At 66.0% G+C, this 11,248-nt stretch carries 12 protein-coding genes; 9 read left to right on the forward strand and 3 right to left on the reverse strand.

Translation table 11 applies throughout. From position 1 onward, the window contains the following. The 4 genes from A5785_RS20320 to A5785_RS20335 all read left to right on the forward strand — a co-directional run. Positions 1–879: hypothetical protein (locus A5785_RS20320; protein ID WP_064868830.1), on the forward strand; the 879-nt coding region annotated here is incomplete at its 5' end. Next, positions 876–2,240, forward strand: coding sequence for a lipase family protein (locus tag A5785_RS20325; RefSeq protein ID WP_064868833.1), 1,365 nt, complete (start codon positions 876–878; stop codon positions 2,238–2,240). The genes A5785_RS20320 and A5785_RS20325, both read left to right, overlap by 4 nt. Positions 2,241–2,333: 93 nt before the next feature. Continuing rightward, positions 2,334–2,732 (forward strand): RidA family protein, encoded by a 399-nt coding sequence (locus A5785_RS20330; RefSeq protein ID WP_064868836.1) that lies wholly within the window; start codon positions 2,334–2,336, stop codon positions 2,730–2,732. 10 nt (positions 2,733–2,742) lie between these two features. Further along, positions 2,743–3,936 carry a winged helix DNA-binding domain-containing protein gene (locus A5785_RS20335; protein WP_064868839.1) on the forward strand — a complete coding sequence of 398 codons (1,194 nt, stop codon included), beginning with the start codon at positions 2,743–2,745 and terminating at the stop codon, positions 3,934–3,936. A 43-nt stretch (positions 3,937–3,979) separates the two neighbouring features. On the opposite strand, the gene A5785_RS20340 is transcribed toward A5785_RS20335, so the two are convergent. Next, a complete protein-coding gene (locus A5785_RS20340; RefSeq protein ID WP_064868841.1) occupies positions 3,980–4,369 on the reverse strand; it encodes a VOC family protein in 390 nt (129 codons plus the stop codon). Positions 4,370–4,446: 77 nt separating this feature from the next. Between A5785_RS20340 and A5785_RS20345 the strand changes: the two genes are divergently transcribed. The 4 genes from A5785_RS20345 to A5785_RS20360 all read left to right on the forward strand — a co-directional run bounded on the left by A5785_RS20345 (position 4,447) and on the right by A5785_RS20360 (position 8,506). After that, positions 4,447–5,169 carry a TetR/AcrR family transcriptional regulator gene (locus tag A5785_RS20345; RefSeq protein WP_064868844.1) on the forward strand — a complete coding sequence of 241 codons (723 nt, stop codon included), beginning with the start codon at positions 4,447–4,449 and terminating at the stop codon, positions 5,167–5,169. Between the two features lie 248 nt (positions 5,170–5,417). Then, on the forward strand, positions 5,418–6,098 hold the full coding sequence (locus A5785_RS20350; RefSeq protein WP_064868847.1) for a DUF899 family protein: 681 nt from the start codon (positions 5,418–5,420) through the stop codon (positions 6,096–6,098). 102 nt (positions 6,099–6,200) lie between these two features. After that, positions 6,201–6,962, forward strand: coding sequence for a response regulator transcription factor (locus tag A5785_RS20355; RefSeq protein ID WP_414652014.1), 762 nt, complete (start codon positions 6,201–6,203; stop codon positions 6,960–6,962). Next, the gene (locus A5785_RS20360; RefSeq protein ID WP_064868850.1) at positions 6,962–8,506 is read left to right on the forward strand and encodes a sensor histidine kinase; all 1,545 of its coding nucleotides are present in this window, start codon (positions 6,962–6,964) and stop codon (positions 8,504–8,506) included. Before A5785_RS20355 ends, A5785_RS20360 begins: the two co-directional genes overlap by 1 nt. A gap of 124 nt (positions 8,507–8,630) precedes the next feature. On the opposite strand, the gene A5785_RS20370 is transcribed toward A5785_RS20360, so the two are convergent. Continuing rightward, a complete protein-coding gene (locus A5785_RS20370; protein WP_005207421.1) occupies positions 8,631–9,470 on the reverse strand; it encodes a hypothetical protein in 840 nt (279 codons plus the stop codon). 47 nt (positions 9,471–9,517) lie between these two features. Beyond that, entirely contained in the window at positions 9,518–10,645 is a 1,128-nt protein-coding gene (locus A5785_RS20375) for a DNA adenine methylase (protein WP_231894121.1), read from the reverse strand. A gap of 122 nt (positions 10,646–10,767) precedes the next feature. Between A5785_RS20375 and A5785_RS20380 the strand changes: the two genes are divergently transcribed. Beyond that, positions 10,768–11,193: an HIT family protein gene (locus A5785_RS20380; RefSeq protein ID WP_064868857.1), complete on the forward strand. Its 426-nt coding sequence runs from the start codon at positions 10,768–10,770 to the stop codon at positions 11,191–11,193. Positions 11,194–11,248: the final 55 nt, after the last annotated feature.

Consider the following 11,248-nt stretch of genomic DNA (forward strand, 5'->3'; position numbering starts at 1 on the left):
ATGCGATCGTCGGCAGCGTCAGATGTGTATACGAGACAGGGCATGGGTGGGCTCGTCGGCGCCGACTTCGGTGGCGGACTCCTCGACTTCGAACTCGCGACCAACATCTACGACTTCGCCCGTCTGCAGCCGATCGCCAACGCGATTGTCGGACAGACCAATACGACCCTCGGCCCGGTCTTCGTCGACAAACTGCCCCGCGGCCTGCGTGCGCTGGCACGTGTCGGAGCGACCATCTCCGCAGACGACCTGCGCAAGATCCAGGGCGACATCCTGGTGATGCAGAAGAACATCTTCTCCGACCTCATGCCGATGCACCGCGCCTACGTCGTCGGCGGGCTGCCCGCTCTCGACGAGATGCATCGGGCCGGCCTGTTCGACGCCGAGATCCTGCGTGCCTGGCAGCAGATCGCGTCCAAGCAACCCGACGCGATCGCCGCAGGCAACGCGCGACTGCTGCGTCGCGAGCAGGGCGAGGTCATCAAGGATCAGTGGGACGCGACGCGTGCGTACAAGGGCGACGTCGGCGAGGCGATGACGTATGCGAGCACCGTTGCCGGATCGCCTTCTGTGGCAGGCGTTGTCGCGCCGCGCTCGTTCCGCTCGATCGAGATCCACGGCACCGCGCCGAACGGGCGTCCGGCGACATTGACTGTGCCGCTGCCGGATTGGAACTGGTCGGTCTTCCCCGAACGGTGGGCATACATCACCGATCAGCTGCTGCCCAAGTACAAGCTGCAGGTCAACAATCACTGGCCGGAGCTCTCCGCGACGCTGCGCAAACCGTATGACCAGCAGTTGGAGAGCCACCGGCCGATGTGGAACATCGCGCCGATGCTGCAGTCCGCCCTGGAGACGACGAAGGTGAGCTACCAGTGAGTCACACACCAAAGGTGTTGCGCGGCAACCGACGACGCGGCGCACTCGGCGTGGTTCTCGCCGTCGCAGCGCTTGCGGCAGCGGTGCTGTCGGCACCCGCCGCCCACGCCGCACCACCCAATCGCACACCGGGACTCGATGAGATCTTCAACGGCTACGTCGTCGGCACGTTCACCAACGGCAGGCTGGCGAGTCCCGACGAGGTGATCAAGCCACTCACTTCCGGCGACCCGTTCTACGCCGAGCCGCGTCTGCGTGGCGACGAGAAGCCGGGCACCGTGCTCAAGGCCAAGAAGGTCGACGTCCAGTTCACCGGATTCCGCCCTGGCAACCTCGACGCCTACAAGTTGATGTACGTCACGCGCGGACTGCACGACGAACCCGAGATCAGCACGGGAATCCTGATGGTGCCGGTCGATGGTCGCGACAACGCGACCCGGCCACTCGTCGGCTATCAATTCGCCAACGACAGCGTCGGGGCGTACTGCCACCCGTCGTCGATGTGGACCGGAGCCGATCCGCTCGACGGTGCGTCGTGGTCGGCGCTCGGACCGCTCGCGCAGATGTTCGGCAAGGGCTATGCGGTGATGATCAGCGACGTCGGCAACGACGGCGACCCCAAGCCGCATGGCGTCTTTGCGGGCAAGTTCGGTGGAAACGCTCTGCTCGACGGCATGCGCGCAGCGCTCGCCCATCGACCGGCGGGACTGTCGAAGAGCGCTCCCAAGGCGATCTTCGGGATCGCCGGGGGCGGCGTCGGGGCTGCATTCGGCGCCGAGAAGGCCGCGGCTTACGCGCCCGAGTTGAACATCAAGGGCACCGTGCTCGAGGGCATGGTGGTCAACCAGCGCAACTTCATCCGTACCTCCGACGGCTCGGTCGGTTCGGGCTTCGCGTTTGCGACGCTGCTCGGGCTCGAGCCGCGGTACCCGGAGATGAAGATCGACGACAAGCTGACGCCCGCGGGCAAGGCGCTCGCCGATGTGTTCCGCACGCAGTGTCAGACGCCCGCCTACTTCGGCACGCCGTTCGTGCCGCTGCGCACGCTGTTCAAGGGCGGCAAGAGTCCCGCCGACATCCCCGAGTTCCAGCACGTCTACCGCGACAACCTACTCGGCACGAAGTCGCCGAAGTCGCCGGTGCTGATCGCCTCGTGCGCCAAGGACGACTCGCCGATGTCGCTGGTGCCTGCCGCGGATTCGCGCAAGCTCGCCGCGACCTATCGCGCGGGCGGCACCCGCGTCGACTACCAGCCGACGGACTGCAGCATGCTGCACTTCTTGACCAACATGTACGGCTGGGGCACCGACCTCTTCGGGATGCAGACGATCGACTGGCTCGACGCGCGGCTGAAGAGCTGAGGTCTCGCCTGGGGTGATCTCGACAAGCTCGATCAGCGGTGGGGCTCGATCAGCGGTGGGGCGCTCGATCAGCGAGGGGCATACGATCGTGGCATGACCCGAATCACGCTCAACGGCTCGTCGGTGCTCCACAACGGCGGATTCCCCTACAGCGCGACAGTGAGCGCGGGGCCGCTGCTGTTCACCGCGGGAATCTCGCCGCTCGACGAAGAGGGCGTCGTCGTCGCGGCCAACGATGTCGTCGGGCAGACTCGCCGGTGTCTGGAGAACCTGTCGGCACTGCTGGCCGAGCGCGGCGCGACAACGGCCGATCTCGCCAAGTTGACGATCTATGTCGCCGAGCATCTCCAAGCCGACCTCGCCGTCGCGTGGGACGCGGTCGTCGCAGAACTCGGTGAGTCGGTGCCGCCGGCCATGATGGTGGGCGTCACGGTGCTGCCGTACGACGAGCAGGTCGTCGAAATCGACGCTGTCGCTGCACTTCCCGCGTGATCGCGGCTCGATGAGCTCTGCGCTCCGGCCGCACATCTCCGACGCCCAGCGTCGCGCTCGCCTGATGCGCAGGCACCGACTTGCCGAAGATTTCTCGGCCGCGACGCCCGTCGACGTCGCGCAGTCGATGGTCGGGCTGCACGCGACCACGTGGTCGACGGTCTATCTGTCGACGTGGGCTCGGATGCCGGGCTTCGTGCCCGCCGACCTCGACGCCGCACTCTACGACGACCGCAGCCTGGTCCGACAACTTGCCATGCGCCGCACCATGTTTGTCTTGCCGAGGGAGACCCTGCGCGACGCCGTCGGCGCTGTCGGTCCGCGCGTCACCGCGTCGGAGCGGACCAACATGCTGCGAGACCTGCGGCGCAGCAGCGACTTTCCCGATCCCGACGGCTGGATCGACACGGCGCGGGCGGCGGTTGCGCACCTGGTCTCCGACGGTGTTCCACGCAGCACGACCCAATTGCGCAAGGCGCTACCGGAACTCGATGGTCGAGTGACCATCGGCACGGGAAAGTCGTGGGGCGGAACGATTCCCATGGCACCGCGTGTCCTGAACATGATGAGTGCAGCCGGCGAGATCGTCCGCGGCCCCAACGACGGTCCCTGGCATCGGTCCAAGCCGCTGTGGGTCGGGATGGAGCAGTGGCTCGAAGAACCGCTCGATCCGCCCGACATCGAGACCGGCCACGTCAGAATGATCGACAGGTGGCTGCGTGCCTTCGGACCGGGTACCGAGACCGATATCGTCTGGTGGCTCGGGAGTACCAAAACCGCTGTGCGAGCGGCACTTGCGCAGCTCGACGTCGTCGAGGTCGACCTCGACGACGGATCGGTCGGCTACGTGCACGCCGACGACACCGAAGAAGTCGGCGCCGTGGAACCGCAGGCGGTGCTGCTCCCCGAGCTCGACCCGACGACGATGGGTCACAAGCAACGCGCCTTCTACCTCGGTGAGCACGGCGAGCACGTCTTCGATTCGAACGGCAACGGCGGACAAACCGCGTGGTGGGACGGTCGGATCGTCGGAGGTTGGTCGCGCCAGCCGGATGGATCGGTGGAGATCCATTCGTTCGAGCGACTGCCCCGCGCCGCGACTCGAGCACTGACATCGCGCGCGGACACGTTGGCCGAATGGCTCGGCGACGAGAACCCGCGGCCCGCATACCCGGCGCCGTTCATGCGTGGGGCGCCTCGATGAGAGCTATGGGCCGCTGACTACGACCGGGGTGGCTGCTCTCGAACTACACCCACTCGACGAACTGCACGATGATGCCGTTCGGATCCTCGATCTGGAAGTAACGCTCGCCCCAGGGTTCGGTCTCCGGTTTGGTCACCACCTGTGCGCCCGCGTCGCGCACTGCGCGGAAGACACCGTCGACGTCGTCGACCACGAATGCGAGGAGTAGCCCGTCTCCCGCGCTCCCCGCACGATGGGCGGGTTTGAAGGTTCCCAAGCCGGTCTCGAGAAAGATGACGTTCGGTGTCCCCGTCGGCGCATCGTCCGGTGCGGCGAGTGAGATAAAGCCGTCCGCCTGCATGGCGACGGTGTATCCGACGTGGCGGGATAGGAAGTCGGCCGACGCCTGTGGGTCTGGCACGTTGAGGGAAATCGCGGTGGCTGTGATGGGCATGTGGGCCTTTCTCGTATGGGGTACGAGATCCAGTATCCGTATAGTGTACGAAAAGTCAAGGAACGGGAGATGCACTGGTGAGCACCATCGAACTGCTCTGGCGCAAGGTGGTGCCGCTGCCCGCGCGGCAGGGGAGGCCGCCGCGCTTCACGGCGGACGCTGTCGTGGACTCGGCGATCACGGTCGCCGACCGTATCGGGTCGAGATTCACCCTGCGCGACATCGCGCAGGAGCTGGGAGCGCCGGTGATGTCGCTGTACTCCTACGTCGACAATCGTGAGCAGCTCGTCGAGCTCATGGTCGACCAGTGTCGTGCCGACATGACGCATTCGGTGCTGACCGGAACGTGGCAGTCGCGCCTGCGGCAGGTCGCAGCCGACAACCTGAGCCTGTTCGACCGCCACCCGTGGATGGTCGACGTCGAGTCCGAACGCGCGATTCTCGGACCGGGAACCCTCGGCAAATACGAGCGCGAACTCGGCGCCGTCGAATCTCTCGAGCTCAGCGACGCGGCGAAAGATGCTGCGCTGCAACTGGTGCTGAACTTCGTTCGTGCGTCGGCTCGTTCGCTGCATCACGCGATTGCGGAGCGGCGAGAAGAGACCCCCGAGCATTGGTGGGAGCGGGAGGGCGCGCAGCTCGCGAAACTCGGTGTCGAGGAACGCTATCCGCTGGCATCCCGTATCGGTACGGCCGCTGGACAAGCGACCGGGGCGGCCGAGAACGCCGACGCCGCTCGCGACTTCGGATTGTCGGCGCTGCTTCTCGGCATCGAGGCGATGGAGTCCTCGGGGGTGTGAACGCAGCGAGGAGGCCGCGAGCGCGACAAACTGCGTACACAATTCGGTCGTCAGCGCGAGGCCACGACAATAATTGTCTCGGCGCCCCGCTGACGTCACAGTTGTGTACGTATCCATGGGCAACGTGTTCGTGTGTCGGCGCGACGATGAGTTTTCCCGGCCACTGTGGTCAGTCTCTGTGACCGGACTTCTTCTCGGTTGAACTCGGCCCGACTTCCTCGGCTCAACTCGAAGGACAGGAGCACTGAATGTCTGAAGGACTCCCACCCGTCGTCGACGTAGATACCTGGCGTCGCGAACTCGACGAGCTGCGCGCCCGTGAGAAGGCCGCAACTCGTGAACTCGATGCGATTGCGGCGCAACGTCGTCGAATGCCGATGGTCGAGGTCACCGATCACATGCTCACCGGCCCGGAAGGCCCGATCGCGCTCTCGGACATCTTCGACGGTCGCTCACAGTTGATCGTCTACAACCACATGTGGACCGACGGAGCAGCGTTGCAGTGTGGCGGTTGCACCGGGTACACGTCGCAGTTCACCCGGCTCGACTTCCTGGACAACTACGACGCGCGTTTCGTGATCGTCACCAACGGACCGATCGGCGAGGCGCTGGACTACAAGCGGCGGGTCGGCAACCAGATGGATTGGTACTCGGCGGCGGGCACGACCTTCGGCACCGAGGTCGACGCGGCACCCGGCGAGGGCTTCGCCATCAACGTCTTCCTCCGCGACGGGCAACGGGTCTTCCGTACCTGGCACACCGCCGGCCGCGGCACCGAGCAACTCGGTCATAGCTTCTCGCTCCTCGACATCCTGCCGTGGGGCAGGCAGGAGGAGTGGCAGGACGTGCCCGACGGCTGGCCGCAGCGTCCGACATACTCGGGGTGGGCGAGCTCGGCCGACATCGCGCGCCTCTACGGAGAGGCGTAGGCCCAAGGCTCGGGACCCGGCGTCGCAGAATGAACGCTCCCGAACGTGCAGGTCAACGCTCACAGGAAGCTGCCAGCTCGTCTCCAGACTGATGGCAGAATGCTGCGAGAAGGTGTATCTGTGAACGAGATGGGTCAGGGAACACACCAGTTGATCAGCAGGGGCGCCGGAACCGGGCCGCGAGTGCTCGTCGTCGACGACGAGACCAATATCCGTGAGCTGCTCTCGGTGTCGTTGAAGTTTCAGGGATACGACGTCGAGGTCGCCGCGGGCGGCCCCGAGGCCATCGACAGGTGCCGAACCTACAAACCCGACGTGCTCATCCTCGACGTGATGATGCCCGGCATGGACGGATTCGGGCTGCTGCGCAGGTTGCGCGCCGACGGCGTCGACGCTCCCGCGCTGTTCCTGTCTGCCCGCGACAGCGTCGAGGACAAGATCAACGGCTTGACGGTCGGCGGCGACGACTACGTCACCAAGCCGTTCAGCCTCGAAGAAGTGGTCGCGCGGTTGCAGGTGTTGTTGCGCCGCAGCGGATTCGACGCGCAGGCCAAAGAGGCGTCGCGCGTCACCTTCGCCGACATCGAACTCGACGACGAGACCCACGAGGTCTGGAAGGCGGGCAAGCTGGTCTCGCTGTCGCCGACGGAGTTCACGTTGCTCCGCTACTTCATGGTGAACGCGGGCACGGTGCTGTCGAAGCCTCGTATCCTCGACCATGTGTGGAACTACGACTTCGGCGGCGAGGTGAACGTCGTCGAATCGTATGTCTCGTACCTGCGTCGCAAACTCGACTTCGGCGAGAAGCCACTCATCCACACGCTGCGCGGCGTCGGATATGTGATGCGAGAGCCGCGTACCTGATGGTGGCAACGCAGCCGCACTCTGCAGCGGCACGGTCTGCTCCGCAGCACGCCGAGTCTGCGGGCGGACTATCTGGCGCGGTCGCCAGTCGCGCGAAACGTGGTGTACCACTGCGTATCTCGCTGGTTGCGTTGACGGTGCTGCTGATGGCCGTCGGCCTTCTGGTGTCCGGGATCGCCGTGACGTCGGCGATGAAGAGTGACCTGATGTCGCGCACGGACGCGGGTCTCGTTTCGGCCGTCGACACCTGGGCCAAGCCCCGGATCCACGTCAGCGACTCGCCCGGCCCACCGCCGGGGCCTCGCAGGCCGCCGTCGCCGTACTTCGTGGAGAACACCCTGTCCAACGGGACGGTGATCTCCAGCAATGACTTCGACGACGAGCCCGCCACCTCCGCTCTGCCCCAGGGCGATGACGGCCCGGTGACGGTGAATTCCGCGGACGGCAACGGGCCGCAGTGGCGGGTGATCAAGCGGTCGAGTCCCGAGGGGCAGTCGATCGTCGCGATCCCGCTGACGGATGTGAACAAGACCATCTCGCGTCTGCAGTGGCTCGAGTTCGGGATCGGTGCGGCGATCGTTCTGGTGATCGGGGTGCTGAGCTATCTACTCGTCCGCTCCTCGCTGCGCCCGTTGCGCCGCGTCGAGGAGACCGCGCACGCGATCGCGGCGGGCAACCTCAACATGCGTGTACCGCCTGCCGCGCCGAACACCGAGGTCGGCAGCCTGTCGTCGTCGCTGAACACCATGCTCGGCCAGATTCAGCACGCGTTCGCCAAGACCGCCGCATCCGAGCAGCAGGCCAGGGCCTCCGAAGAGCAGGCGCGCGCATCCGAGGAGAAGATGCGACGTTTCGTCGCCGACGCCTCGCATGAACTTCGTACTCCGTTGACCTCGATCAAGGGGTTCGCTGAGTTGTCGCGCAGCGGCGCGCTCCCCGACACCGGCGACGCACTTCGACGCATCGACGACGAGGCGGGTCGGATGGCTCTGCTCGTCGAGGATCTGCTGGTGCTCGCGCGTCTCGACGCGCACCGGCCGCTGAACTCCGAGCCCGTCGACGTGTTGTCGCTGGCCGCCGACGCCGTGCAGGCGGCGCGCGTCGCGGCACCCGAACGGAGCATCCGGCTCGAGATCGGCGAGTCCGACGAGCCGCCGATGGTCCTGGGCGACTCACCACGCCTGATGCAGGTGATCCGCAATCTGGTGAACAACGCGGTGGTGCACACTCCGAAGGATGCGTCGATCACCGTCGGAGTCGCCGTCGACCGCGCAGGCACCCACGGCAATGGCGCGCCCGTCGACGACGTGGTGATCACCGTTGCCGACACCGGTCAGGGCCTCGAAGCCGGTGAACTCGAGCACGTCTTCGAGCGCTTCTACCGCGGCGATTCGTCGCGCTACCGCGGCGAAGGCGGCGGCAGCGGACTGGGCCTCTCGATCGTGGCAGCTCTCGTCGGGGCTCATGGCGGTCGCGTCGGGGTCGAGTCGACACCCGGCCAGGGCGCGTGCTTCTGGGTGCGCCTACCCCGGCTCGCGGCCTGAGCCGCGCGTCGACTGGGCGCTCGAGCGTGCCGACTGGGCGCTCGAGACTGTCGAGTGGGCGCTCGAGACTGTCGAGTGGGCGCTCGAGACGGTCGACTGGGCGCTCGAGACCGTCGACTGTGCGTCAGACCAGCCTGTGTAGCCGCGCGAACTCGGCGAGGTCGTCGCGAAACGTGTCGAGCGTTGCGAGCGTGTACATCCCGTCGATCTGGCGGTCGGCCCATAGTTGGTGGATGCGGCGGAGGTCGGACTGCCTCGACTTCCAGCCGATTCCGTCGATGACGGCCAGGACCACCTGGCGTGGAAGCCGTACTTCGGCCATCTCCTCGATCTCGCGCACGGCGTCGGTCAGCTTGCTGCCGGTCGAGTCGAAACCCTTTGCGGCGACGACGATGTCGGCGGCTCCCTCGTGCCCGACGATGAGGTCGGCAGGGGCGTCGCGCCCGCCTCGTCCGGAGAATCGGGAGCGGGTCACGTAGGGGAGTCCGAGATCGCGGGCGATGGCCTCGATCTCGTCTTCGATGTGTCGTCCCGACGCTCCCGCGCGGGTGGCCGTTGCGCGCGTTCCCGACCGCGCGACGAGGATGTCGGCAAACGTGTACGTCCGTGCCATCTGTACTCGCAGCATTCGGACAAGGTCGAACTCCCGGTCCATCCAACTGACCAGCTCGTATGGCTGTGTGCGCGCAACTTTCTGCCACGACGACGTCCCGAACTCGTGCCGCAGGTTGTTGCGCAACTTCTCTTGCGAGAGGCCGACGGCCAGCCGCAGGATGCTGTCCTCGTCGGCGTGATCGCGCGCCCAGACGGCGAGCCCAGTGAGGTCGGTGTCGAGTACCTCGGTCAGTGTCTCGACGGCGTCGACGATCTTCTCCGCATCGGGGGTCGACGCTGTCGGGTCGACGTGTGCTGTCAGCCGGCCCAGCGTCGACAGGTAGTCGTCGAACTCTCCCGCGTCACTCATCGTCGTCGATCCCTGTGTGTCTCAAAGATGGTGTATTTCAACGATGTTCAGTCTCGGCCGATGAACAGGTACTCGCTCACGTCGCGACGGGTCGCGGCGGCGTGGGTGCCGAAGCTGTACTTGTGGTCGATCGCGATGACTTCGACCGACGGCTTGACCTTGCCAAGCAGGTCGACGATGCGGTCGGCGCCGGGCAAGGCGTTCGACGAATAGGACAGCACGATCGCACCCGCGTCCTCGAAGTGCTCGAACGTGCGGACCAGAGCGTCGTCGATGGTCCGTTTGTAGGCGAACGGGGTGAACCGCTTCGGCAACTTCTTGGTCTTGGTGTTCTCCATGATGCTCATGCCCTCCCAGTAGACCGAGAGGCCCTCGAGGAAGTGGTAGCGCTTGATGTAGTCGTTGTCGTCGGTGGGCGGTGCGTAGGGAGGGTCGAGGTAGACGAGGTCGGGAGCGGCGTCGAACAGCGGTGTGACGTCGAGGTCGAAGACGTCACCGCAACTGCTGCGATGCTTGCGGCCGTTGCTGAAGACCGTCGAGTTGTATTCCGACGCCGCGCGCAGCCGGAAGTGGTCGCGTAGCGACATGCGCAGATCGCGCCGGCCGTCGGCGTAGCGGGTGGCGTCGGTGAACGTGAAGACGCCGCGTGGCTGCTTTCGTGCTGCCGAGAGGACGAGGGCGGAGATGGCAAGGTCGCGACGGTACCCACGCAGGCGCGCGATGTGTGACCACGCGGAATCGAGGAAGGCGCGGTCGGCGGCGTCGAAGTAGAGGCCGTCGAACGTGCTGCGGATGAAGTCGCGGTCGTCGAGGGGTGGGCCGCAGATCTCGTCGATCAATTCGGGCTCGAGGCGCACAGACGAATTGGCGACCGTCGCGCGGGCGATGATGCTCGGAAAGTTCAGGAAGTCGTTGCTCGCAACGGAGAACCCCTGCGCCTTGAGTAGATATGACACGACCCCGGACCCGGAGAACGCGTCGACCGCGGTGGTTCCGCCGATCTCGGCGAACGTCCGCTCGAGGTGGGGGAGGAGCCGGTACTTGGAGCCCATGTACCGCAACCGGGGGAAGCGCTGGGCGCGTGCCACCACCTCTGCGGAACCGACCGGCCGCGTCCCGGACGGCGTTGCGGACTGCATCGGGTGCGCGGCGTCGGTGAACTCTCGACGACTCACAGGAAAAGAATGTCACGGCCCACCGACAAGATCGCAGGCAACACGACTCGATCGCCGACAACGTCGCCGGGATTGCCCACAACACCCGCAGTATTGCCGCCCGACCGCCATAGAATGTCCTCATGGCATCGGTATTCACCAAGATCATCAACGGAGAACTGCCCGGTCGATTCGTGTGGAAGGACGGCCAGGCGGTCGCATTCCTCACCATCGAGCCGGTGACCGAGGGCCACGTCCTGGTCGTGCCGCGCAAGGAGGTCGATCACTGGGAGCAGATGGACACGGCATCGTTCACTCATCTCGCCGACGTCGCGCAGCAGGTCGGCCGTGCCGTCAAAGCCGCGTTCGACGCTCCGCGCATGGGTCTGCTCATCGCCGGACTCGAGATACCGCACGTGCACCTGCACGTCTTCCCCGCCAAGAGCATGGAGACGTTCGACCTCAGCAAGGCCCGGAAAGACATCTCGCCTGAGGAACTCGACGCCGACGCCGAGAAGATCCGCGCCGCGCTCCGGGCAACCGGCTACGGCGAGTACGTCGCCGACTGAGCGTCGCAGCGCACACTCGGCGCGCTGGAGCGCCCAGTCGACGATCTGCAGCGCC

The sequence above is a fragment of the Gordonia sp. 852002-50395_SCH5434458 genome, assembly GCF_001665905.1.
Lineage (GTDB): Bacteria > Actinomycetota > Actinomycetes > Mycobacteriales > Mycobacteriaceae > Gordonia > Gordonia jacobaea.

Excerpts from the sequence above, each read along its gene's own strand:
- A5785_RS20380 (WP_064868857.1), top strand. The coding sequence starts at position 10,768 with ATGGCATCGGTATTCACCAAGATCATCAACGGAGAACTGCCCGGTCGA.
- A5785_RS20340 (WP_064868841.1), bottom strand. The coding sequence starts at position 4,369 with ATGCCCATCACAGCCACCGCGATTTCCCTCAACGTGCCAGACCCACAG.
- A5785_RS20360 (WP_064868850.1), top strand. The coding sequence starts at position 6,962 with ATGGTGGCAACGCAGCCGCACTCTGCAGCGGCACGGTCTGCTCCGCAG.
- A5785_RS20350 (WP_064868847.1), top strand. The coding sequence starts at position 5,418 with ATGTCTGAAGGACTCCCACCCGTCGTCGACGTAGATACCTGGCGTCGC.
- A5785_RS20335 (WP_064868839.1), top strand. The coding sequence starts at position 2,743 with ATGAGCTCTGCGCTCCGGCCGCACATCTCCGACGCCCAGCGTCGCGCT.
- A5785_RS20370 (WP_005207421.1), bottom strand. The coding sequence starts at position 9,470 with ATGAGTGACGCGGGAGAGTTCGACGACTACCTGTCGACGCTGGGCCGG.
- A5785_RS20330 (WP_064868836.1), top strand. The coding sequence starts at position 2,334 with ATGACCCGAATCACGCTCAACGGCTCGTCGGTGCTCCACAACGGCGGA.